22 protein-coding genes are annotated in these 23638 nt (G+C 69.6%); 14 read left to right on the plus strand and 8 right to left on the minus strand.

Going from position 1 to position 23638, the window contains the following annotated elements; genetic code table 11:
- Positions 1–4 precede the first annotated feature (4 nt).
- Positions 5–490, minus strand: a complete 486-nt coding sequence (locus AC1PMG_RS08650; RefSeq protein ID WP_481111322.1) for a DUF456 domain-containing protein — start codon at positions 488–490, stop codon at positions 5–7.
- Positions 491–729: 239 nt separating this feature from the next.
- Between AC1PMG_RS08650 and AC1PMG_RS08655 the strand changes: the two genes are divergently transcribed.
- Entirely contained in the window at positions 730–948 is a 219-nt protein-coding gene (locus AC1PMG_RS08655) for a cold-shock protein (protein WP_017909030.1), read from the plus strand.
- Between the two features lie 85 nt (positions 949–1033).
- Here AC1PMG_RS08655 and AC1PMG_RS08660 read toward each other — a convergent pair whose 3' ends face one another.
- The gene (locus AC1PMG_RS08660; protein WP_481111323.1) at positions 1034–1516 is read right to left on the minus strand and encodes a glycine zipper 2TM domain-containing protein; all 483 of its coding nucleotides are present in this window, start codon (positions 1514–1516) and stop codon (positions 1034–1036) included.
- Positions 1517–1767: 251 nt separating this feature from the next.
- Positions 1768–2196: a hypothetical protein gene (locus AC1PMG_RS08665; protein ID WP_481111324.1), complete on the minus strand. Its 429-nt coding sequence runs from the start codon at positions 2194–2196 to the stop codon at positions 1768–1770.
- Between the two features lie 123 nt (positions 2197–2319).
- Between AC1PMG_RS08665 and AC1PMG_RS08670 the strand changes: the two genes are divergently transcribed.
- Positions 2320–3132 carry a tRNA threonylcarbamoyladenosine dehydratase gene (locus tag AC1PMG_RS08670; RefSeq protein ID WP_481111325.1) on the plus strand — a complete coding sequence of 271 codons (813 nt, stop codon included), beginning with the start codon at positions 2320–2322 and terminating at the stop codon, positions 3130–3132.
- Here AC1PMG_RS08670 and AC1PMG_RS08675 read toward each other — a convergent pair.
- From AC1PMG_RS08675 to AC1PMG_RS08685, 3 genes are all read right to left on the minus strand, one after another.
- Positions 3129–4565 carry a putative bifunctional diguanylate cyclase/phosphodiesterase gene (locus AC1PMG_RS08675; protein ID WP_481111326.1) on the minus strand — a complete coding sequence of 479 codons (1437 nt, stop codon included), beginning with the start codon at positions 4563–4565 and terminating at the stop codon, positions 3129–3131. The genes AC1PMG_RS08670 and AC1PMG_RS08675 overlap by 4 nt on opposite strands.
- Before the next feature lie 472 nt (positions 4566–5037).
- A complete protein-coding gene (locus AC1PMG_RS08680; RefSeq protein ID WP_481111327.1) occupies positions 5038–5832 on the minus strand; it encodes a TatD family hydrolase in 795 nt (264 codons plus the stop codon).
- A 6-nt stretch (positions 5833–5838) separates the two neighbouring features.
- Positions 5839–6075, minus strand: coding sequence for a DUF6116 family protein (locus AC1PMG_RS08685; RefSeq protein ID WP_017912800.1), 237 nt, complete (start codon positions 6073–6075; stop codon positions 5839–5841).
- 173 nt (positions 6076–6248) lie between these two features.
- Here AC1PMG_RS08685 and AC1PMG_RS08690 point away from each other — a divergent pair, with 173 nt between their 5' ends.
- The 6 genes from AC1PMG_RS08690 (at position 6249) to AC1PMG_RS08715 (ending at position 11930) form a co-directional block, all read left to right on the plus strand.
- A complete protein-coding gene (locus AC1PMG_RS08690; RefSeq protein ID WP_342072047.1) occupies positions 6249–7064 on the plus strand; it encodes a glycine zipper 2TM domain-containing protein in 816 nt (271 codons plus the stop codon).
- Positions 7065–7163: 99 nt separating this feature from the next.
- Positions 7164–8339, plus strand: a complete 1176-nt coding sequence (locus tag AC1PMG_RS08695) for an acyl-CoA dehydrogenase family protein (RefSeq protein WP_481111328.1) — start codon at positions 7164–7166, stop codon at positions 8337–8339.
- A gap of 48 nt (positions 8340–8387) precedes the next feature.
- Complete coding sequence (locus AC1PMG_RS08700; RefSeq protein WP_481111329.1) at positions 8388–8927, plus strand: GNAT family N-acetyltransferase; 540 nt, start codon at positions 8388–8390, stop codon at positions 8925–8927.
- A 37-nt stretch (positions 8928–8964) separates the two neighbouring features.
- Complete coding sequence (locus AC1PMG_RS08705) at positions 8965–9642, plus strand: glutathione S-transferase family protein (RefSeq protein ID WP_481111330.1); 678 nt, start codon at positions 8965–8967, stop codon at positions 9640–9642.
- A gap of 52 nt (positions 9643–9694) precedes the next feature.
- Complete coding sequence (locus AC1PMG_RS08710; RefSeq protein ID WP_481111331.1) at positions 9695–10249, plus strand: NADPH-dependent FMN reductase; 555 nt, start codon at positions 9695–9697, stop codon at positions 10247–10249.
- A gap of 262 nt (positions 10250–10511) precedes the next feature.
- Entirely contained in the window at positions 10512–11930 is a 1419-nt protein-coding gene (locus tag AC1PMG_RS08715; protein WP_017909018.1) for a replicative DNA helicase, read from the plus strand.
- A gap of 82 nt (positions 11931–12012) precedes the next feature.
- Here the strand turns inward: AC1PMG_RS08715 and AC1PMG_RS08720 are convergent, their stop codons facing one another.
- On the minus strand, positions 12013–12528 hold the full coding sequence (locus AC1PMG_RS08720; protein WP_481111332.1) for a hypothetical protein: 516 nt from the start codon (positions 12526–12528) through the stop codon (positions 12013–12015).
- A 498-nt stretch (positions 12529–13026) separates the two neighbouring features.
- Here AC1PMG_RS08720 and AC1PMG_RS08725 point away from each other — a divergent pair, with 498 nt between their 5' ends.
- The 3 genes from AC1PMG_RS08725 (at position 13027) to AC1PMG_RS08735 (ending at position 16797) form a co-directional block, all read left to right on the plus strand.
- Positions 13027–14448 carry a cryptochrome/photolyase family protein gene (locus AC1PMG_RS08725; RefSeq protein WP_481111333.1) on the plus strand — a complete coding sequence of 474 codons (1422 nt, stop codon included), beginning with the start codon at positions 13027–13029 and terminating at the stop codon, positions 14446–14448.
- A 95-nt stretch (positions 14449–14543) separates the two neighbouring features.
- A complete protein-coding gene (locus AC1PMG_RS08730; protein ID WP_017909015.1) occupies positions 14544–15998 on the plus strand; it encodes a WS/DGAT/MGAT family O-acyltransferase in 1455 nt (484 codons plus the stop codon).
- A 94-nt stretch (positions 15999–16092) separates the two neighbouring features.
- Complete coding sequence (locus tag AC1PMG_RS08735) at positions 16093–16797, plus strand: YiaD family glycine zipper/OmpA-like lipoprotein (protein ID WP_026143200.1); 705 nt, start codon at positions 16093–16095, stop codon at positions 16795–16797.
- Between the two features lie 95 nt (positions 16798–16892).
- Here the strand turns inward: AC1PMG_RS08735 and AC1PMG_RS08740 are convergent, their stop codons facing one another.
- Positions 16893–17990, minus strand: a complete 1098-nt coding sequence (locus AC1PMG_RS08740) for a LysR family transcriptional regulator (RefSeq protein WP_152235808.1) — start codon at positions 17988–17990, stop codon at positions 16893–16895.
- A gap of 347 nt (positions 17991–18337) precedes the next feature.
- On the opposite strand from AC1PMG_RS08740, the gene AC1PMG_RS08745 reads away from it, so the two are divergent.
- From AC1PMG_RS08745 to AC1PMG_RS08755, 3 genes are all read left to right on the plus strand, one after another.
- Positions 18338–19111, plus strand: a complete 774-nt coding sequence (locus tag AC1PMG_RS08745; RefSeq protein ID WP_481111334.1) for an SDR family NAD(P)-dependent oxidoreductase — start codon at positions 18338–18340, stop codon at positions 19109–19111.
- An 11-nt stretch (positions 19112–19122) separates the two neighbouring features.
- Positions 19123–20313 carry an efflux RND transporter periplasmic adaptor subunit gene (locus AC1PMG_RS08750; RefSeq protein ID WP_407136457.1) on the plus strand — a complete coding sequence of 397 codons (1191 nt, stop codon included), beginning with the start codon at positions 19123–19125 and terminating at the stop codon, positions 20311–20313.
- 140 nt (positions 20314–20453) lie between these two features.
- Complete coding sequence (locus tag AC1PMG_RS08755; protein WP_267126261.1) at positions 20454–23624, plus strand: efflux RND transporter permease subunit; 3171 nt, start codon at positions 20454–20456, stop codon at positions 23622–23624.
- Positions 23625–23638 lie beyond the last annotated feature (14 nt).

The following is a 23638-nucleotide window of genomic DNA, read 5'->3' on the forward strand; positions in this document are numbered from 1 at the left end:
TGCGTCAGACCACCCAGGCCACCGCGAACACCGCGAGCATCGCCAGGGCCAGCCCGAGCTTGGCGGTGGTACCCAGGACGATGCCCAGCCAGGTGCCGACGCCGACGCGGGTCGCCTGGCGCAGTTCGCGGCCGTGCCAGTACTCCCCGGCCAGGGCGCCGACGAAGGGGCCAACGAACAGCCCGATGGGCATGAAGAACATGCCGGCGATCCCGCCCAGCACCGACCCCCACAGCGCCTTGCGGCTGGCACCGACGCGCTGCGCACCGAACGCGGTGGCCAACAGGTCGACCAGCAGCGACAGCGCGGTGAGCACGCCCAGCACGGTCAGCGTCGGCCAGCCCAGCCGCTGGAAGCCGTCGGCCCAGGCCGCCAGCAGCATCCCGGCGAACATCAGCGGCGTGCCTGGCAGGGCCGGCAGCAGCACCCCTGCCAGCCCGACCAGAACCAGGAGACCGGCACAGACGTAATAGATGAACGCAGGGTCCATGTGGCTCACCGCGGGGGAGATTTGGGGGTTGACAGATGGGGTCTTTTTGCTGATTGCATTTTCATTTTGACCGGGGTAAGTTGCAGCCGCTGCGTTTGCAAAGGTCACCGTGAATCGTGGCCTGATGCGGTAGATCCACCGATCCGCTACATCGTTATACCTCGCTTCCTCCTTGCAACCAGCCGCCGCACCCCACGGCGTACCCACCCCTGAGACGTGTTCCAAGGAGTAAGTCGATCATGAACGGCACTGGCAATCGCGAAAACGGCACCGTGAAGTGGTTCAACGATGCCAAGGGTTTCGGTTTCATCAGCCGCGAAAACGGCGAGGACGTGTTCGTGCACTTCCGGGCGATCCAGACCCAGGGCTTCAAGAGCCTGAAGGAAGGCCAGAAGGTCAGCTTCACCGTGGTGCAGGGCCAGAAGGGCCTGCAGGCCGACGCGGTGCAGCCGCTCTGAGGCGTTGTCGCGCGCGGCGCCGCGCGCAGCAAAAAGGCCCGCGCTGCGGGCCTTTTTGCGTTTCAGGGCAGGTCGGCGAGGCCGATCAGCGCGGCACGACGCGCCCGTTGACCACGCGCACGTAGGTGTTCTCGCGCACACCAGCCAGGTCGCGCTGGTTGACCACGATCACCCGGCCGTCGTCCATCTGCACATGCATGTCGTAGGTGTCGCTGGTGACGTTCTTCTGTATCTGGTTGCCGGCCAGCGCGCCGGCCGCCGCACCGGCCACGGCCGACACGTTCTGGTTGCCCTTGCTGCCGCCGGTGTGGTCGGAAATCTCGTGGCCGGCGACCGCGCCGACGATGCCGCCCAGGATCGCGCCGGTGGCCGACGGCGCGGTGCGGCCGGACGGCACGGTGTCGATGCGGGTGACGATGCCGCAGTCGGCGCAGCGGGTCTGGGTGTAACCGCCGCGCGCCGGCTGGCTGTAGCCGCCGCCGTAACCGCCGCCATAACCCGGGGACGTGGCGCAGCCTGCCAGCGCCAGGGTCGCCACGGCAGCGGTGGCCATCAGTTGAATCTTCATGGGTGCTCTCCTCGACAGTGATGGAGCGCGGCGGCAGCGCCGCGTTCGCACGCATCCTGTCCACCCCTGCGTGAATGAAACGCCAACCCTGGCAGGTGCCGTTCAGCCTCGCGCCGGCCGGCGTCAGCGGCAATTCATCGAGACGCGCACTGGCACTTGCGCGGCGTGGCCACGCCGCCGGCGCAGCGAGACCTGCGTCGGTCCGTCAGCGAACCCCCTGCAGCAAGCTCGGCAGCGCTCTCGCCGAACGCTCAGCGGAAATCGCGGTGGCAGGCGTCGCAGCGTTCGTCGATCTGCTGGCGCGCCTGCGCCAGCGCCGCGCAGTCGGCCGGCGGCTGCGCCAGCGCCGCGTCCACGCCGGCGCGCAGCGCATCGGCGTGCTCGCGAAAGCGGCTGTCGTCGGCCAGGTCGGGAAACGCCGTGCCCAGCTCGTCGCCGAGCAGGCGCAGCGTGCGCAGCCGCGCCTGCGGACCCGCGCCGCTGCATTGCCGGTGCGCGGTGTCGCGTTCGAGCAGCGCCAGTTGCTTGCCCATGACCTGCATCAGGCTGCGCGGGAACGGATCCTGCCGCGCCTGCACCGCGCGCAGCGCCATCACCGTCAGCACCAGGCCGAGCAACAGGCCGGCCAGCAGCACGAACAGATAGCGGGACGCGGAAGCGGGCGGGGGCGGCTTGGCCATGGGTGGCATGCGCGGCGGGATGGAGTGCCGATGGTACGCCTGCTGCAAGGCGGCGCGCGGACGCCAGGCGCGAATCCCCAATCCCCAATCCCGGCTCCCCAGGCAATCCCCTAAAATGCGCGGATGAACGAACAATGGCGCGAACGCTTCGCCGGCATCGACCGGCTCTACGGGCAAGGCACGATCGCGCGGCTGGCGCAGTGCCGGGTGGCGGTGGTGGGCATGGGCGGGGTCGGCTCGTGGGTGGTCGAGGCGCTGGCGCGCTCGGCCGTCGGGCATCTGACCCTGATCGACGCCGACGACATCTGCGTGTCCAACACCAACCGGCAACTGCCGGCACTGGCCGGTCAGTACGGGCGCAACAAGGCGGTGGCGATGGCCGAGCGCTGCGTGGCGATCAATCCTCAGATCGAGGCGGTGGCGGTCGAGGCCTTCCTCACCCCGACCAACATCGCCGAGGTGCTCGATGCCGGCTTCGACCTGGTGATCGATGCCTGCGACAGCTTTCGGGTCAAGGTCGAGACCATCGCCTGGTGCCGGCGGCGCAAGCTGCCGCTGCTGACCGTGGGCTCGGCCGGCGGGCGCACCGATCCGACCCTGGTGCGGATCCGCGACGTGTCGCGCACCGAGCACGACGCCATGCTGGCGCTGATCCGCAAGAAGCTGCGCAGCGAATTCAATTTCCCCAAGAACCCGCAGCGCTATTTCGGCGTGCCGGCGGTGTACTCGCTGGAGAACGTGCGCTATCCGCAGGCCGATGGCAGCGTCTGCGGACTGCGGCCGGTGCTGGGGCCTGACGCGGCCTTGAACCTGGACTGCGGCGCCGGGCTGGGCGCGGCCACCCACATCACCGGTGCGTTCGCCTTCGCCGCGGTCGGCAAGGCGCTGGAGATGCTGTTGAAGCGCGCGGTGGCGCGCGAGGCGGCGGCCGCCTAGCGCGCGCCGGACGGCGGCGGCGCGTCCGGGGCGCGCGTGGCCGCACCGCTCATCAGGTTGCGCTCGGTGCCGGCCTGCAGGAAGGCCAGCCGTTCCAGGTCGTGCGCCGGCTGCGGCCGGCCGAACAGGAAGCCCTGGAAGTGCCGGCAACCCATCGCCGAGAGCATCTCGCACTGCTGCGCATCCTCGATGCCTTCGGCCAGCGCCACCATGCCCATCACCTCCGAGATCTCCACGATCTTGGCCAGCAGGCGCCGCGAGGACTCGTCGGCCTTGGCGTCGTTGACGAACTGCCGGTCGATCTTGAGCTTGGTGACCGGCAGCGTCCTGAGCATGGCCAGCGACGAGAAGCCGGTGCCGAAATCGTCCAGCGCCCAGCCGATGCCGAACGCCTTGAGTTCGTGCATCTTGGCGCGCACCCCGGCGGTGTCCACGTACAGCGCCGACTCGGTCAGCTCGAATTCCAGCGACGCCGGCGCCACGCCCTCGCTGGTGATCACCTGCTTCACCGACGCCACGAAGTTGGGATCGAGCAATTGCACCGGGCTGACGTTCACCGCGACCACCAGCGCACGCAGATCCTGCTCGTGCGACCAGCGCCGCAGCGTGCTGCAGACCTGACGCAGCACTTCCAGTCCCACGTCCCGGATCAACTGGCTCTCTTCGGCCAGCGGGATGAACTTGTCCGGGGTCAGCAGCTTGCCGCTGGGGTGGCGCCAGCGCACCAGCGCCTCGGCGCCGAGCATGCTGCCGTTCGCGCTGACCTGCGGCTGGTACAGCACCTCGATCTCGCCGTTACCGACTGCACGCGCCAGCTCCCGCTCCAGCGAAATGCGCGCGTTCACGTCGTTGCGGTAGATGTGCAGGATCGCCGCGAGCAGGCCGGCCGCGCAGGCCATGTTGGAGATCGCGCCGAGCCGGCGCATCCCCGGCGGCGGCGAGGACGCCGGCGCCAGCCAGTCCAGTTCGCCCGAACCGAACGCGACGAAGGCGCCCAGGCACGCCAGCGGGAACACCAGCGCGCGGTAGCTGCGGCTGCGGTCGAACACGAACAGCGCGCCGGCCGCCAGCGGCAGGAAAAAAGTGTGCACCGAGCGCGGCACCGTGCCGATCGGCGCATCGATGATCGAGATCACCAGCACCACCACGAACACGCCATGCGCCACCAGCGACAACGAGGCCTCGTCGCAATGGCGGCGGCGGCACAGCGCGAGCAGGCCGACCGCCGTGAGCCCGACGAAGGCGAGCGCCAGTTCCGGCCGGCCGTAGTACAGGTAGCACACGGTCCACAATGCGCCGAGCGTGGTGCACGAGACCCCGGCCAGGGTCAGGGTGCTGCGCATCTTGCGGCTGCGATTGCTGTCGCGGAATTTCAGGGAGACCCAGCTTTCGCCGTTGGAGACGTGTTTCTCCGAACTCGCGCCGCTTTTCATCGTCGTGGCGCTCGCATGCGCGATGGCGCCGCTCGCGCCGGGGCGGCCGCGGAGGAGGCGATCGCACGCGTGCGCCGCGCGCTGTGGAGAAGCGGGTAGGGGATACGGCTTGCCGGTTGTTTCACGCCAGGATGATCCGATCTGCCAGAACGCGTGCCATCGAGCCGGCCGCCGAGCCTTTGCTGAGAGCGAACGGGTTCACACTCCGGTGCCTGGCGGACAAAAGATCCGCTCGCTGTTCAGCGCGGTGCACAGTAGCAGAAGCCAGCAGGCGGAAACCCTGTCGAAAGACCGTGATCCGGTAGCCCAGTTCACAGTTTCGCGCGAAAGATGCGCAGCAAGCGACGTTCGCGCGGATTGCTGCAGCGTGGAGTTGCGCGTTGGCCGGTGTGCCGGTGTGCAGAGCGGCGCTTGCGCATGGTGCTGCCACGCCGGCGAGCGGTGTGCGGCTGTCTGCGGGGACAGTCCTGCGTCAGCCCGGCGCGGCTGTGTCGGGAAGCATGTCGGGCAGGCCGAACAAGCGCCGCGCATTGGCCGTGGTCTGCGCGGCGATGGAGGCGGCAGGTGCGTCGCGCAGCTCGGCGATGGTGTCCAGCACCGTACGCAGCCGCGCCGGTTCATTGCGCTGGCCGCGGATCGCGGCATCGGGCTGGTCCGGCGCATCGGTTTCCAGCAGCAGCTGTTGCAACGGCACCGTGGCGGCGAGCCGGCGCAGGCGCTGCGCCCGTGCGTAGGTGACCGGTCCGCCCAGGCCGATCAGGAAATCCAGCGACTGCAACTGCGCCGCCTGCTCGGCGCTGCCCGCGAAACTGTGCACCACGCCGCGCAGGCGCCCGACCTTGCGGATCGCCAGGATCACCGCGTCCACCGCGCGCCGCGCATGCACGATCACCGGCAGGTCGAACTCTCGTGCCAGTTGCAGCTGGCCGGCGAAGTAGCGCTGCTGCTCGGCTTCGTCCAGGCCTTCGACGAAGAAGTCCAGGCCGCATTCGCCGATGGCGCAGGGACGCTCGCGTTCGATCCACTCGCCGAGCAAAGGCAGGTGCTCGGGCCGGTGCTCGGCGAGGAACAGTGGATGCAGGCCATACGCCGGATACAGGCCGGGCGCGGCCGCGCAGACCGCACGCAGCTTCGCCCAGGACGCCGCGGTCACCGCCGGCACCACCTGCGCCTGCACGCCCGCCGCCTGCGCGCGTGCGATCACCGCGTCGCGGTCCGGATCGAACTCCTCCGCGTCGAGATGGCAATGGCTGTCGATCAACGGCATCGGCGCTCAGCGGCGCACGCGCTGCGCGGTCGAGTTCAACGGCTCGGTGGCCGGCGCCGGGGTGCGGGTCTTCCAGTTGGCCAGCAGCAGGGTGCCCAGGCCGAACACGATCTCGTCGATGAAGGGCACCGGATCGGGCAGCAGCACGCTCAGCACGAACAGCCCGGCGGTGATCTTGAACAGCGTCGGGTAGCGCAATTTGCCCGCCCAGCGCAGCAGCGGATAGACGATCGGGTTGGGCATGTGGGGTGCTCCGGGGCAGCGGTGGAAACGCTAACAGCTTTGATATGGCGACGTTCCAGCGGCGTTACCAGTCGCGGGTACGGCGCGTTACTGAATAGGGAGCGGATCGGTTCAGCTTCGGCATGGTAATCACAGCACCGTAGACAACGCGGTCAGCCCGCAGGAGAGCACACATGAAAAGCACTACGACAACCGTTCTGGTCGCGGCTGGCGCCTTGCTGGTCGGCGGCGTCGCCACCGCGGCCTTCATGAACAATCGCGACAAACCCGTGGACGTCGCCAGCAGCGACGTGCGCCCGGCCCTGGACAATACCCGCGGCGACAGCGCGATGGACAACAGCGTCGGCGGCAAGCTCGAGTACGCCGATGTGGTGCGGGTCGACCCGATCACCCAGAAGCAGCAGCGCTACGCCGAGGTGATCGGCACCGAGCCGCTGCGCCAGACCTCCACCACCACCACGCCGCGCCAGGTGTGCAACGACGTGGTGGTGCAGGAGCGCCTGCCCGAGCGCGACGGCAATGTCGGCGGTACCGTGGTCGGCGCGGTGGTCGGCGGCCTGCTCGGCAACCAGATCGGCCATGGCAACGGCCGCAAGGCCGCGACCGCGGCCGGCGCGGTGGCCGGTGGTTTCATCGGCAACCGCATCGACCAGAACCATGTCGGCGGCCGCGTGGTCGACCGCACCGAGCGCCAGTGCCACACCGAGAACAGCACCGCGCAGTCCTCGACCGTCACCGGCTACAACGTGACCTACCGCAACGACGACGGCACCACCGGCACCATGCGCATGGACAGCAAGCCGGGCAGCCGCATCGCCATGGGCACGCAGGACGTGGTCAAGGGCTACGACGTGACCTACCGCTACGACGGCCAGGAAAAGACCGTGCGCATGGACGACCGCCCGAACAGCGACCGCCTGCCGGTGCTGGACGGCCGCCTGGTCACCCAGACCGCCTCGGCCGGCGACGTCGCCGTCAGCCAGCGCTGAGTCGCAGTCGGTTGCACCTCCGAAGGCCGGCGCTTGCGCCGGCCTTCGTCTATCTGCCGGCGGCGGCGCGGGCGGGGCCGATACAATGCGGTTTTCGCCGTGGATGCCGCCATGCCCCTGCCTTGCGACGACCTGTTCAACGTAGCCGCGCTGCTCAGCGAGGAGGAGCGCGCGATCCAGCAGGCGGTGGCGCGCTTCGTCGACGCGAAGGTGCTGCCGGTGATCGGCGAGGCCTTCGACCAGGCGCGGTTCCCGCGCGAACTGGTGCCGGAACTGGCGCAACTGGGCCTGCTCGGCGCCAGCCTGCCGGCCGGGCAGGGCGGTGGCGGCCTCAACGCGGTCTGCTACGGCCTGATCTGCCAGGAACTGGAGCGTGGCGACAGCGGCCTGCGCAGCTTCGTCAGCGTGCAGTCCTCGCTGTGCATGTACCCGATCCACGCCTACGGCAGCGACGCGCAGCGTCAGCGCTGGTTGCCGGCGATGGCCGCCGGCACGGCGATCGGTTGCTTCGGCCTGACCGAGTCCCAGGGCGGCTCCGACCCGGCGGCGATGCAGACCCGTGCGATGCGCGACGGCGACGGTTGGCGCCTGAGCGGCAGCAAGATGTGGATCACCAACGGCAGCATCGCCGACGTGGCGATCGTGTGGGCGCAGACCGACGACGGCATCCAGGGTTTCCTGGTCGAGGCCGGCACCCCGGGCTTCGGCACCCAGGACATCGCGCACAAGATGAGCCTGCGCGCCTCGGTGACCTCGGCGCTGTTCTTCGACGACGTGCGCCTGCCCGAGAGCCAGCGCCTACCCGGTGTGCGCGGCCTGAAGGGGCCGCTGGGCTGCCTGACCCAGGCCCGCTACGGCATCAGCTGGGGCGCGATCGGCGCGGCCATCGCCTGCCTGCGCGAGGCGATGGCCTATGCCGGCGAGCGCATGCTGTTCGGGCGGCCGCTGGCGGCCACCCAGAGCGCGCAGATCAAGCTGGCCGACATGGCGCGGCGCATCGCTAGCGCGCAGTTGCTGGCGCTGCAACTGGGCCGGCTCAAGGATGCCGGCACGCTGCAGCCGGCGCAGGTGTCGCTGGCCAAGTGGAACAACGTGCGCATGGCCCTGGACATCGCCCGCGAATGCCGCGACCTGCTCGGCGGCGCCGGCATCACCACCGACTACGGCGCGATCCGGCATGCGCTGAACCTGGAATCGGTGATCACCTACGAGGGCACCGAGACCGTGCACCAACTGGTGGTCGGCCGCGAACTGACCGGTATCAATGCGTTTTGAAGCCATCGCCCGCGGCCGGCCGCGGGCCTGTTCACAGGAGAACCGACGATGAGCGTCTTCGATGTGCGCGTGGAAACCGAGCGCCTGTTGCTGCGCCCGCCTACTGCCGAGGATTTCGCGGCGTTCTGCGCCTTTTCCGCCGACGCCGAGACCATGCATCACCTTGGTGGCATGCAGGCGCCATCGGTGGTCTGGCGCAGCCTGACCTCGCTGGTCGGCAGCTGGCAGTTGCAGGGATTTGCGATGTTCTCGGTGATCGAGAAGCGCAGCGGGCAGTGGATCGGCCGGGTCGGCCCCTGGCAGCCGCACGGCTGGCCAGGCCCGGAAGTCGGCTGGGGCATCGCCCGCGCGTTCTGGGGCCTGGGCTATGCGCCGGAGGCGGCCACGGCGTCGATCGACTGGGCGTTCGCGCAGTTGGGCTGGACCGAGGTGATCCACACCATCGTGCCGGACAACGCCAACTCCAAGGCGGTGGCGGCCAAGCTAGGCTCGCGCTACCTGCGCCAGGACCGCCTGCCCGAGCCGCTGCAGGCATTCGAGGTGGAAGTGTGGGGGCAGTCGCGCGCGCAGTGGCAGGCGCGGGGCTGAGCCACGACGACGACGGCATTCGACACAGGAGCGGCGCATGGCATCCGAACGTTTTCCCCTGACCGTGTACGGCATGGCGCTGTCCGGCAATTGCTACAAGGTGCGGCTGTTGCTGGAGCAGCTCGGCTGCGGCTACCGCTGGGTCGAGGTCGACAGCGCCAACGGCCAGACCCGCACCCCGGCGTTCCTGGCCAAGAATCCCAACGGCAAGGTGCCGCTGCTGGAGCGCGAGGACGGCCGTGTGCTGGCCGAATCCAACGCCATCCTGTGCTGGCTGGCCGAGGGCACCGGCTATCTGCCCGCCGATCCCTGGCAGCGCGCGCAGGCGCTGAGCTGGCTGTTCTTCGAGCAGTACAGCCACGAACCCTACGTGGCGGTGGCGCGCTTCGTCTGCGGTTGGACGCCGCCGGACTCGCCGCGCCGTGCCGAACTGCCGCGCCTGCGCGAGGGCGCGCTGCGGGCGCTGGCGGTGATGGAGCAGCACCTGCAGGCGCAGGCCTGGTTCACCGGGCCGGCCTACGGCATCGCCGATATCGCGCTGTTCGCCTATACGCATTGCGCCGGCGATGCCGGCATCGCGCTGACCCAGTATCCGGCGCTGTGCGACTGGCTGCAGCGGGTGCGCGCGACGCCGGGTTTCGTGGCGCTGCCGCCGCTGCCGGAGGAGGTGCAGGGACGCCTGGCGCAGACCGCGACGTCAACGGCGTTCACCTGACTGCCGCGTGCCGGCGGCTAGCCTGCAGGTCCATTCGGTCAGGAGTAACGCCATGAGCCAGTACCGCATCGCCGTGTTCGTCGGCAGCCTGCGCAAGGAATCGTTCAACCGGCGCCTGGCGCACGCGCTGGAGCGACTTGCCGGCGACCGTGCGAGTTTCGAGTATGTCGAGATCGGCGACCTGCCGCTGTACAACCAGGACCACGACCACGACTATCCGGCGCAGGGCCGGCGCCTGAAGACGCAGGTCAGCAGCGCCGACGCGGTGCTGTTCGTCACTCCCGAATACAACCGCTCCATCCCCGGCGTGCTCAAGAACGCCATCGACCTGGGCTCGCGGCCGTACGGCGAGAGCGCCTTCGCCGGCAAGCCGGCGGCGGTGTGCGGGACCTCGCCGGGGGCGATCGGCACGGCCATGGCGCAGCAGCACCTGCGCAACGTGCTGGCCTACCTGGACATGCCGGTGCTGGGGCAGCCGGAGATCTTTCTGCAGTTCAAGGAGGGCCTGATCGCCGAGGACGGCGCCATCGACGACGAGCGCACGCGCAAGTTCCTCGCCGGCTTCGTCGACAAGTTCATCGCCTGGATCGACGAACTGCAGGCCTGAGCGCTATCCCGGCGCGTGCCGTGGTGCGCCGATGGGGCAGGGCGGGCCTTGCGCGACGCGGCCTCGGCGAGGTTCTCAACCGCTTGTCCCCAGACTTGTCCCCAGCCTCTGGCGAGGCGTGGCGACGCACGGGCCGCCGCTCAGGCAGGCGCCCTGTGTTAAGCGTCGCCCTAGCCCCGGCCGGGCGCGGCGACTAAAATCGGCGCCCGGGCTGCGGTGAGGCCGCGCCCGGCGCCCGCGCCCCACAGAGAAGACCCAGCCTATGTCCGCCCGTCCCGGCTACCGCGGCGATCGCAAAAGCGAGCGCAGCGAACGCAGCGAGCCGCGTCTCGACCAGTTGCGCGTGCCGCCGCACTCGATCGAGGCCGAACAGGCCGTGCTCGGCGGCCTGATGCTGGCGCCGGACGCCTACGACCGGGTCAACGACCAGCTCACCGAGAACGACTTCTACCGGCGCGATCACCAGTTGATCTACCGCGCGATCCGCGAGCTGGCCGAAAAGGGGCGCCCGTTCGATGCGGTGACCCTGGGCGAGTGGTTCGAATCGCAGGGCAAGCTGGAGATGGTCGGCGACGGCGCCTACCTGATCGAACTGGCCAGCACCACGCCCTCGGCCGCCAACATCGTCGCCTACGCGGAAATCGTCCGCGACAAGGCGGTGCTGCGGCAGTTGATCGAGGTCGGCACCACCATCGTCAACGACGGCTTCCAGCCGGAAGGGCGCGAGAGTTCGGAACTGCTGGCATCGGCGGAAAAGGCGGTGTTCCAGATCGCCGAGGCCGGCGCGCGCGGGCGCAGCGACTTCGTGGCGATGCCCGGCGCGTTGAAGGACGCGTTCGAGGAACTGCGCAACCGCTTCGAGAACGGCGGCAACATCACCGGCCTGCCGACCGGCTACAACGATTTCGACGCGATGACCGCCGGCCTGCAGCCGACCGACCTGATCATCCTCGCCGCGCGTCCGGCGATGGGCAAGACCACCTTCGCGCTGAACATCGCCGAGTACGCGGCGATCAAGTCGAAGAAGGCGGTGGCGGTGTTCTCGATGGAAATGTCGGCCTCGCAGCTGGCGATGCGCCTGATCTCCTCCAACGGCCGCATCAACGCGCAGCGCCTGCGCACCGGCCAGCTCGAGGACGAGGACTGGGCGCGGGTCACCGGCGCGATCAAGATGCTCAAGGAGACCAAGATCTTCATCGACGACACGCCGGGCGTGTCGCCGGAAGTGCTGCGCTCCAAGGCGCGCCGGCTCAAGCGCGAGCACGACCTGGGCCTGATCGTGATCGACTACCTGCAGCTGATGTCCGTGCCCGGCAACAGCGAGAACCGCGCCACCGAGATCTCGGAGATCTCGCGCTCGCTCAAGGGCCTGGCCAAGGAACTCGGCGTGCCGGTGATCGCGCTGTCGCAGCTCAACCGCTCGCTGGAAACCCGCACCGACAAGCGCCCGGTGATGGCCGACTTGCGCGAATCGGGCGCGATCGAGCAGGACGCGGACATGATCGTGTTCATCTACCGCGACGACTACTACAACAAGGAAAATTCGCCGGACAAGGGCCTGGCCGAAATCATCATCGGCAAGCACCGCGGCGGCCCGACCGGGTCGTGCAAGCTCAAGTTCTTCGGCGAATACACCCGTTTCGACAACCTCGCCCACGATTCGGTGGGTGCGTTCGAGTAAGCCTGCGCGCTATACGCACATCATCTGGCGAGTGCGGCGCCCGGTACGTTCCGGGCGCCGGCGTGAGGGCGCGACGCAGCGATCAGTAGGGAATCTCGATCTCGGCGTTGCTGGTGGCGTCGTAGGTGTTGGCGCCGTACTCGGCGTGGTGGGTGCAGACCACGGTGATCTTGCGATAGATGCCGTAGACGAAGTTCGACTTGAAGTGCACGTCGACCAGCGCGCCGTTGCCTTCCTCGTCGTAGTCGGTGGTGTAGCCGTTGCCGATCTGGTCGTAGGCGTTGCAGCGCACGTTGATGTAGTTGGCGTCGACGCGGTCGTTGTTGGCGTTGGCGAAGCGCGAGTACGCGCGGATCTTCAGGCGCTTGCCGCCGGCCGGACGTCCGTCGGACTCGTAGCCCTGGTTCTGGATCACGCCCTGCAGCGTGTAGACCGGCGTGCTGCCGCCACCACCGCCGCCGCCACCACCACATTCGACGCCATTGTCGATGCCGACTTCGTTCTGGAATTGGCCCGGTTCGGTGGTGCACGCCATCGCCAGCGGGGCGGCGAGGCTCAGTGCGAGGGTGAGGGCGGCTTTTGCGATGCGCTTGTCCATGGGTCTTGCTCTCCTGAAATCATTGCGAATGTCGGCGATGGGCGTGGCCGTGCTGCGCCATTCGCTGCCCGCAGCGCGTCGCGGCCCTGTCGATGCAGGTCCGGGCGCGGGCGGTTCGGGGCGCACGCAACCGCGCTCGCCGGCGGTGATGGCCGTGAGATCGCAGGGGCGATGGCGGATGTTCCCCCGTGCGCGCGAGACGGCCGTGGCCATGTCGTGCGCGGTGCAGCGAAAGCACGGATGACGTCCTTCCCCGGAACGTCATCCATCAGCAGCGGTCGCGGCGCCGCTTCGACATGACGGCGCCCGCCACGGCGTTATAGCAGGGCGGACGAGGCGCACGTGCGCGGCGCGCGGCGATGTCTACGAAATCCGGCCAGCGCGGCCCGCGTCGCGTCAGGATCGGCAGCGTCGAAGCATGTGCGACTCGCGCCGCATGCTCACCTGGCCGCTGCACCCGATCCGTATCATAGCGCGTCCTTCGCTGCATCCCCTCGCATGAGCTACGCCATCGTCTGGTTCCGGCGCGACCTGCGCCTGCACGATCAACCTGCCCTGCAGGCCGCCCTGGATGCCGGGCATACGCCGGTGCCGGTGTACCTGCACAGCCCGGAGGACGAGGGCGCCTGGGCCGCCGGCGCGGCTTCGCGCAGCTGGCTGCAGCGCTCGCTGGCGGCGCTGGACGCGCAACTGCGCGAGCGCGGTTCGCGCCTGATCCTGCGCCAGGGCCCGGCCGAGACCGCGTTGCGCGAGGTGATCGCCGAGTGCGGCGCGGTGGCGGTGTACTGGAACCGGCGCTACGAGCCGGCCACGCAGCCGCGCGATGCGCGGCTCAAGCGCGAACTGCGCGAGCAGGGCCTGGAGGTGCACAGCCACAACAGCGCGCTGCTGTTCGAACCCTGGCAACTGGCGACGCAGCAGGGCGGCCCGTACAAGGTGTTCACCCCGTTCTGGCGCAGCGCCTTGAGCCATTGGCAGGTGCCCGCGTTGCAGGCCGCGCCGAAGACGCTGCCTGCGCCGCCCAAGGATCTGGACAGCCTGCCGCTGGAACGACTTGGCCTTGCCCCGGCGCTGGCCTGGGATCGCGGCTTCTGGGAGGTCTGGCAGCCGGGCGAGGCGGGCGCGCACGAGGCGCTGGACGTGTTCGTCGATGGCGCGCTGCGCGACTATCTCGATGGCCGCGACCGTCCCGACCAGGTCGGCACCTCGCGGCTGTCGCCGCACCTGCATTTCGGCGAGATCGCGCCGTGGCGCATCGTCGCGACGCTGGAACAGCAGCGCCGCGCCGCCACCGCCGCGGCGATCGACGGCTACATCCGCCAGCTCGGCTGGCGCGATTTCGCCCATCACCTGCTGCACCATTTCCCGGACACGCCCGAGCGCAACCTCAATCCGCGCTTCGAGCGCTTCCGCTGGGCCACGCCCGATGCGGCGACATTGCACGCCTGGCAGCGCGGACGCACCGGCGTGCCGATCGTCGATGCCGGCCTGCGTGAGCTGTGGCACACCGGCTGGATGCACAACCGCGTGCGCATGATCGTCGCCAGCTACCTGTGCAAGCACCTGCGCGTGCATTGGTCCGAAGGCGCGCGCTGGTTCTGGGACACCCTGGTCGATGCCGACCTGGCCAACAACACGCTGGGCTGGCAGTGGGTGGCCGGCACCGGCGCCGATGCCGCGCCGTATTTTCGCGTGTTCAACCCGGTGACCCAAGCGCAGAAGTTCGATCCGAAGGGCGAGTACATCGCGCGTTGGGTGCCGGAACTGGCGGCGCTGCCGGTGGCCGACCGCTTCGCGCCCTGGCAGGCGCCGCAGCGACTGGCGCACGCCGCGCCGCAGTATCCGCGGCAGCCGATCGTGGACTTGGCCGCCGGCCGCGATGCGGCGCTGGCCGCCTATCGCGAGACCGCCGCCGGCTGAGCACGGCGCCGTGTTGCGCGGCGCAGCACGACCGCTGGCGCGATTGACGCCCTTCGCGGGGCCATGATTCACTCCGGGCTCGGACAGGAGCCCGCATGGCCACCAGCTCAGCTCGCCGCAAGCCGCAGCGCGAACCGATGTCGCGCGTGGACACCGCCTGGTTGCGGATGGACCGGCCGACCAATCCGATGATGATCACCGGCGTGCTGATGTTCGACGAGCCGCTGACCCTGCCTGCGCTCAAGCAACTGGTGCGCAAGCGCTTCCTGGCCTTCCCGCGCTTCCTGCAGAAGCCGGTGGAGACCGCCACCGGCGCCTACTGGCAGCGCGACGACGATTTCGATCTGGACTGGCACGTGCGCCTGTCGGCCTTGCCCGGGCGCGGGCAGAAGAAGGCGCTGGAGCGCTTCGCCGGGCAGATGGCGTCCACGCCCTTGGACAAGACCAAGCCGCTGTGGCAGTTCCACCTCATCGAACGCTACGAAGGCGGCTCGGCGCTGGTGGCGCGGATCCACCACAGCTATGCCGACGGCATCGCGCTGGTGCAGGTGCTGCTGTCGCTGACCGATACCCAGCGCACCCCGGAGCCGTCGGCGCAGCTCGGGCGCGCCTGGCTCAAGGACGACGGCAAGGAGGTGGTGCGCCGGGTCGGTGCGGTGGACCGCTACCTCAAGCTCGGCGGGCGCATGCTCGACAAGGGCCGGGCGATGGCGCAGGACCCGAACCTGCCGCAGATGCTGGCGCGCGAAGGCGGGCTGATCGGCCGCGAACTGGTCAATGCCCTGTTGCTGGCCGACGATCCGCCGACGCTGCTACGCGGCCGTCTCGGCGTCAGCAAGCGCGTGGCCTGGGCCGAACCGCTGGACCTGGACGAGGTCAAGGCGGTGGGCCGCGCCTGCGACTGCACGGTCAACGACGTGCTGATGGCGACCATGGCCGGCGCCCTGCGCGACTACATGCTCGAACGCGGCGAACGCCTGGACGGGGTGACCCTGCGCGCCACCGTGCCGGTCAACCTGCGCCCGCTGGAGCACGCGCGCAAGCTCGGCAACCACTTCGGCCTGGTGTTCCTGGACCTGCCGGTGGGCGAGGCCAACCCGGTGCGGCGGCTGCAGTGCGTGGCCGAGTCGATGCAGCAGCTCAAGCAGTCGCGCCAGGCGATGGTGGTCTTCGGCCTGCTGGCCGCGGTGGGCATGGCGCCGGCGGCGCTGCAGTCGGCGGCGCTGGACCTGTTCAGTCGCAAGGCCACCACCGTGGCGACCAACGTGCCGGGCCCGCAGCAACCGCTGTACCTGGCCGGCAGCCGCGTGCGCGAGATGATGTTCTGGGTGCCGCAGACCGGCTCGATCGGCGTCGGCGTGTCGATCATGAGCTACAACCACCGCGTGCATTTCGGCCTGATCGGCGATGCGCGGCTCATTCCCGATCCGGACGCGGTGATGCGCCGGGTCGGCGCCGAATTCGAAAAGCTGCTGTACCTGGCGCTGATGGGCGATTGGGAGCAGCCGCTGCGCGCGGCCGACGCCGAAGACCTGCTGCCGTCTTCCTGAACCGGGCACATCGCGTGTCGGGCTGCGTTCATCCGCGCCTCGCGTGGCCCTGTTTATGCTGCGGCCACGTCAAACCAGGTTCGGAGAGAACATGATGAAAACGACCACCCTTCGCGGCGTGTCCGTGGCCCTGGCCAGCGCGCTGGTGCTGTCCGCCTGCGCCACCGGCGGCTCCTACGTGCAGCGCGATCAGTACGGCAATCCCACCGAGCAGCAGAACCGCACCGGCCGCGGCGCGCTGATCGGCACCGCGGTCGGCGTCGCCGCCGGCCTGCTCAGCGGCAGCAGCGCCACCGAGCGCCGCCAGCACGCGATGATCGGCGCCGGCATCGGCGCGCTCAGCGGCGCGGCGATCGGCAACTACCAGGATCGGCAGGAGCGCGCGCTGCGCGAGCGCACCGCCAACACCGGCATCGACGTGCGCCGCGACGGCGACAACATCACCCTCAACCTGCCCGACGGCATCACCTTCGACTTCAACCAGTCCACGCTCAAGCCGCAGTTCTATTCGGCGCTCAACGGCGTGGCCCAGACCCTGGGCGAATACAACCAGACCATGATCGAAGTGGTCGGGCACACCGACAGCATCGGCAGCGATGCGGTCAACCAGCGCCTGTCCGAACAGCGCGCGTCCTCGGTGGCCGCCTACCTGACCGCGCAGGGCGTGCAGCCCGAGCGCATCCAGACCCTGGGCGCGGGCAAGAAGTACCCGATCGCCGACAACAGCACCGAGGCCGGTCGCGCGCAGAACCGCCGCGTGGAGATCCGCGTGGTGCCGCTGCGTGCCTCGGCCGGCTGACCGATCCGATCCGCCGACCGCAACGACGAACGGGCCGCACTGCGGCCCGTTCGCGTTTCTGCGCTGCTGCTGGGACGCGTTGTGCGCGGCGCGGCTCAGACCAGCGCCGCGTCCTCTTCGTCCTCGGCTTCCGTCTCCAGCGCCGCGTCCGCCGGCACCGGCGCGGCGGCCACGCGCGGCAGGCTGGCCAGCGACTGCGTGTTCATCGCCACGCCGCTGCACAGGGTGAACTCGGCGCCGTCCTCGGCCTGCTGCGTGGCCAGCTTGGCCGGGCACTGCGCCATCATGTAGCTGACGTCGAAGTTGAGCTTGTCGACCAGGAAGTCGACGAAGGCGCGCACCTTCGGCGAGAGCATGCGCCCGCCCGGGAACACCGCGTTGAAATCCAGGTCCGGCCCGACCCAGCCGCCGAGCACGCGCCGCGCCTTGCCGGCCTCGATCAGCGGCTTGATCGTCGCATCGCTGGCCAGCACCAGGCCTTCGCCGCAGACCAGGCCGCCGATCAGCGCCGCCGAGTCGTTGGCCAGCAGGATCGGCTGGACCAGGAATTCGCCGCTCTGCTTGCCGTTGCGCAGCGGCCAGCACAGCCGGTTGCCGCCGCCGCGGCCGTTGCTCAGCGCCAGCGTGCGGTGGTGCTGCAGGTCGTCCGGATGCAGCGGTTCGCCGTGGCGCTCGATGTAGTACGGGCTGGCGAAGACCTGGGTGCGGAAGGTGGCGAGCTTGCGCGCGACCATGGTCGAATCCGGCAGCGTGCCCATGTGCAGGGCCACGTCCACGCCTTCGGCGATCGGGTCGACCTTGTCGCTGGTCATGATCATCTCCAGCCGCACTTCCGGATGCTGGCGGTGGAACTCGCCCAGGATCGGCGCCACCCAGGAAATGCCGGCCGAGTAGGGCACGCTGAAGCGCAGCCAGCCGCGCGGGCCGGCCTGCAGCTGGCCCACCGCGCTCTCGGCTTCCTCCAGTTCGCGGGCGATGCGCTGGCAATGCTCGTGGTAGACCGCGCCGGCCTCGGTCAGCCCGAGCCGGCGCGTGGTCCGGTGCAGCAGGCGCGCGCCCAGCCGCGCCTCCAGGTCCTGCACCTTGCGGCTGACGGTGGTCTTCGGCAGGCCGAGGGCATTGGCCGCGGCGATGAAGCTGCCTTGCTCGACCACCTTGACGAAGATCAGGGTGTCGTTCAGATCGTGGCTCATGGCGGTTCCTTGGGGTGGAGACGATTGGACCGATAGCGGGACGATTATTCCCCTTAATTCGGACTAATCAAGTGCGGCTTTGGCGCCTAATTTGTCCGCATTCGCCATCACCGACGAGCTTTGCCCATGTCGATGCGCACTCTGTTCCAGTTTTTCGCCTGCCCCGATCGCCAGCCGCGGCGCCGTTCCGCGCCGGTAGCGACGGCGCAATCCCTTTACCCGAAAGCGTTTCGCGAGTTCACGCCGCCGCCGCGGCGGCAGGGTGGCAGCAGCCTGCGCCTGGGCGCCTCGGGTAACGATCGGCTGGGTCGAATAGCGATTGTCCCGTCCGCGGGAGGAAAAGTCCCGTGAGCGGGATGTTGGCCCCCGAGGTCCTGGTCCTCGGAGGCAGCGGCACGGTCGGGCAGGGCGTGGTCCAGGCGCTGCTGGAGGCGGGCAGCCCGGTGTTGGCGGTGGCGCGCGACCGCGCCCGCCTGGCCGCGCTGCGCGACCGCCACCGCGACGAACCCGGCCTGGACGTGCTGTGCGGCTCGGTCGGCACCGACGCGGCTGCCGCTGCCTTGGTCGCCGAGATCGCGCAGCGGCCGCGGCCGCTGGCCGCGGTGGTCGCCGCCCTGGGCAGTCCGCTGCGGCCGGGGCGCCTGCTGGAGCGACCGCTGGGCGCGCTGCGCCGGCGCCTGGATGCGGACCTGCTGCCGCACCTCGCTGCCGCACGGCATCTGCTGCCGTTGCTGGCGCAGCACGAGCGCGGCGCGCGCTACGTGCTGCTCGGCAGTCCCTGCGCGCTGCGCGCCTGGTCCGGGCACGGCGACAGTTCGGTCGCGGCCTCCGCGATCCGCATGCTCGCGCAGGTGCTGCACGAGGAAGCCAAGCCGCTGGGCGTGCACGTGCACCTGCTGTCGCTGTCCGAGCCGGTGTGCCGCAGCGACGACGCCATCGGCGACTGCCCGGAGTGGTTCACCACCCTCGGCGTCGGCCGCGCCGTGGTCCACCTGCTCGCCGATCCGCAGCGGCCGGACCGCGCCCTGGTCGAGATCGACCGCCGCCACCTTGCCCAGCCGCGCAGCGCCTTGCTCACCCCCTTGCCGTTTTCCTTCTCCACCCACGAGGTCTCTCCATGAATCCGATTCCGATGCCGTCGCGCCTGCTGCCGGGCGCCCTGCGCCCGCTGGCGGTGGCGCTGCTGGTCGCCACGCTCGCCGCCTGCGGCGGCAAGGCCAACGAACAGGGCGCGCCGCCGCCGCCGAGCGTGGGCGTGGCGCCCGCGCTGCAGAAGCAGATCAGTCAGTGGGACGAGTTCAGCGGCCGCGTCGAGGCGGTCGAGCACGTCGACCTGCGCCCGCGCGTGTCCGGCTACATCGACAAGGTCAACTACGTCGAAGGGCAGGAGGTGAAGAAGGGCGATGTGCTGTTCACCATCGACGCGCGCAGCTACCGCGCCGACCTGGCGCGCGCCGAGGCCGACCTGGCGCGCGCACGTACCCAGGCCAAGCTCAGCGCCAGCGAGGCCGCGCGCGCCAAGACCCTGTCCGAACAGCAGGCCATCTCCACCGAGAGCTGGGAACAGCGGCGCGCCGCGGCCGAGCAGGCGCAGGCCGACGTGCTGGCCGCGCAGGCGGCGGTGGACAGCGCACGCCTGAACCTGGAATGGACCCAGGTGCGCGCGCCGATCGCCGGCCGCGCCGGCCGCGCGATGGTCACCGCCGGCAACCTGGTCAGCGCCGGCGACAGCGCCAGCGTGCTGACCACGCTGGTGTCGCTGGACAAGGTGCACGTGTACTTCGACGCCGACGAAGGCACCTTCCTGCGCTATGCGCAGATGGCGCGCGACGGCCAGCGCCCGAGCGAGCGCGACGGCAGCCTGCCGGTGCAGGTCGGCCTGGTCGGCGAGGACGGCTATCCGCATGCCGGCAAGGTCGATTTCCTCGACAACCAGCTGGTGCGCAGCACCGGCACCATCCACGTGCGCGCGCTGCTGGACAACGCCGACCGCCGCTTCACCCCCGGCCTGTTCGCGCGGGTGCGGCTGCTCGGCAGCGGCCGCTTCGACGCGGTGCTGATCGACGATCGCGCGGTGCTCACCGACCAGGACCGCAAGTACGTCTACGTGGTCGACAAGGACGGCAAGGCGCAGCGGCGCGACGTGCAGCTCGGCCGCAGCGCCGACGGCCTGCGCATCGTGCAGAGCGGCTTGTCCGCCGGCGACAAGGTCATCGTCGACGGCGTGCAGAAGGTGTTCATGCCCGGCATGCCGGTGCAGGCCAAGCCGATCGCACAGACCGCGTCGCCTGCCGCACCGCGGCAGGCCGTCGCCCTCGACTGAGTCGCGGGCGCCGACGCAGCACCGGCCGGGTCATGACCGACCGGCCGCGCCCGCCGGGCCCGTGATGGCCCGGCGCCGCCACCGGCATGCCTGCGTCCGCGCCCGGCCCCCCGTTTCATCCGTTTCCAGGACCACCACCCATGGACTTTTCCAGATTCTTCATCGACCGGCCGATCTTCGCCGCCGTGCTGTCGATCGTCATTTTCGCCGCGGGCCTGATCGCCATCCCGCTGCTGCCCATCGGCGAATATCCCGACGTGGTGCCGCCTTCGGTGGTAGTGCGCACGGTGTATCCGGGCGCCAACCCCAAGGTCATCGCCGAGACCGTCGCCACGCCGCTGGAGGAAGCGATCAACGGCGTGGAGAACATGATGTACATCAAGTCGGTCGCCGGTTCCGACGGCGTGCTGCAGATGACCGTGACCTTCCGCCCGGGCACCGATCCGGACGATGCCGCGGTCAAGGTGCAGAACCGCGTGGCGCAGGCGCAGGCGCGCCTGCCCGAGGACGTGCGGCGGCAGGGCGTGACCACGCAGAAGCAGTCGCCGACCTTCCTGATGGTAGTGCACCTGACCTCGCCCAAGGGCAAGTACGACACGCTGTACCTGCGCAACTACGCACGCCTGCACGTCAAGGACGCGCTGGCGCGGATCCAGGGCGTGGGCGATGCGCAGGTGTTCGGCGGCGGCGACTACGCGATGCGGGCGTGGCTGGACCCGGAGCGGGTGGCCGCGCGCGGGCTCACCGCCAGCGACGTGGTCGCGGCGATGCGCGAGCAGAACGTGCAGGTCTCCGCCGGTCAGCTCGGCGCCGAGCCGATGCCGGAGAGCAAGTTCCTGACCCTGATCAACGCGCAGGGCCGCCTGCGTACCGAACAGGAGTTCGGCGACATCGTGCTCAAGGTCGGCGCCGACGGCCAGACCGTGCGCCTGTCCGACGTCGCCCGGCTGCAGCTGGGCGCCGGCGACTACACCTTGCGCGCGCAGCTGGACGGCAAGAACGCGGTCGGCATCGGCATCTTCCAGGCGCCGGGCGCCAATGCGCTGCAGATCCGCGACCAGGTCATCGCCAAGATGGACGAGCTGACCAAGCAGTTCCCCGACGACGTGAAGTACGAGGCGGTGTACGACACCACCATCTTCGTGCGCGACTCGATCAGCGCGGTGGTCCACACCCTGCTGGAGGCGGTGCTGCTGGTGGTGCTGGTGGTGATCCTGTTCCTGCAGACCTGGCGCGCCTCGATCATTCCGCTGATCGCGGTGCCGGTGTCGGTGGTCGGCACCTTCGCCGCGCTGTACCTGCTGGGCTTCTCGATCAACACGCTGACCCTGTTCGGGCTGGTGCTGGCGATCGGCATCGTGGTCGACGATGCGATCGTGGTGGTGGAGAACGTGGAGCGCAACATCGAGGAGGGGTTGACCCCGCTGGCGGCCGCCCACCAGGCGATGCGCGAGGTGTCCGGCCCGATCATCGCGATCGCGCTGGTGCTGTGCGCGGTGTTCGTGCCGATGGCGTTCCTGTCCGGGGTCACCGGGCAGTTCTACAAGCAGTTCGCGGTGACCATCGCCATTTCGACGGTGATCTCGGCGATCAACTCGCTGACCCTGTCGCCGGCGCTGGCCGCGCGCCTGCTGCAAGGCCACGACGCGCCCAAGGACCGCCTGTCGCGTGGCATGGAGCGGCTGTTCGGCGGCTGGCTGTTCCGTCCGTTCAACCGCTTCTTCCACCGCAGCTCCGACCGCTACCAGGGTGCGGTGTCGCGCATCCTCGGCCGCCGCGGCGCGGTGTTCGCGGTGTACGTGGCGCTGCTGCTGGTGACCGGGCTGATGTTCAAGGCGGTGCCGGGCGGCTTCATCCCGACCCAGGACAAGATGTACCTGATCGCCGGTGTGAAGCTGCCGGAAGGTGCCTCGATCGAGCGCACCGACGCGATGCTGCGCAAGGTCGCCACCATCGCCATGCAGACCGATGGCGTGGCGCATGCGATCTCGTTCCCGGGCCTCAACGCGCTGCAGTTCACCAACACCCCCAATACCGGCGTGGTGTTCCTGCCGCTGAAGCCGTTCGCCGAGCGCCACCGCAGCGCGCTGGAGATCAATGCCGAGATCAACCAGCGCATCTCGCAACTGGGCGAGGGCATGTCGTTCGCCTTCATGCCGCCGCCGATCCTCGGCCTGGGCAACGGTAACGGCTACCAGCTGTTCATCGAAGACCGCGCCAACCTCGGCTACGGCGCACTGCAGAACGCGGTCAGCACCATGCAGGGTGCGGTGGCGCAGACCCCGGGCATGAGCTTCCCGATCGGCACCTACCAGGCCAACGTGCCGCAGCTCGATGCCGAGGTCGACCGGGTCAAGGCCAAGGCCCAGGGCGTGGCCCTGACCGATCTGTTCGACACCTTGCAGACCTACCTGGGCTCGACCTACGTCAACGACTTCAACCAGTTCGGCCGCACCTGGCAGGTAATCGCCCAGGCCGATGCGCCGTTCCGCGAGAGCGTGGAGGACATCGCCCGGCTGCGCACCCGCAATGCGCAGGGCGAGATGGTGCCGATCGGCTCGATGGTGACGATCAAGCAGACCTACGGCCCGGACCCGGTGCTGCGCTACAACGGCTATCCGGCCGCCGACCTGGCCGGCGAAGCCGATGCGCGCTCGCTGTCCTCGGCCGAGGCGATGGCCAAGATCACCCAGATCGCCAAGCAGGTGCTGCCCAACGGCATGGAGATCGAGTGGACCGACCTGAGCTACCAGCAGGCCACCCAGGGCAATGCGGCGTTGGTGGTGTTCCCGCTGGCGGTGCTGCTGGCGTTCCTGGTGCTGGCCGCGCTGTACGAGAGCTGGACGCTGCCGCTGGCGGTGATCCTGATCGTGCCGATGACCCTGCTGTCGGCGCTGTTCGGTGTGTGGTTGAGCGGCGGCGACAACAACGTGTTCGTGCAGGTCGGCCTGGTGGTGCTGATGGGCCTGGCGTGCAAGAACGCGATCCTGATCGTCGAGTTCGCCCGCGAACTGGAACTGCAGGGCAAGGGCATCGTCGAATCGGCGCTGCAGGCCTGCCGCCTGCGCCTGCGCCCGATCGTGATGACCTCCATCGCCTTCATCGCCGGCACGGTGCCGCTGGTGTTCTCGCATGGCGCGGGCGCGGAAGTGCGCTCTGCCACCGGCATCACCGTGTTCGCCGGCATGCTGGGCGTGACCCTGTTCGGTCTGTTCCTCACCCCCGTGTTCTATGTCGCCCTGCGCAAGCTGGCCGGGCGGCCGCTGGTCTCGCATGCGCCGGCCCATGCCGACGCGCCGGCGCACGGCTGATTCCTTTCCCATCC

The sequence above is a fragment of the Xanthomonas sp. NCPPB 2250 genome (assembly GCF_056725265.1).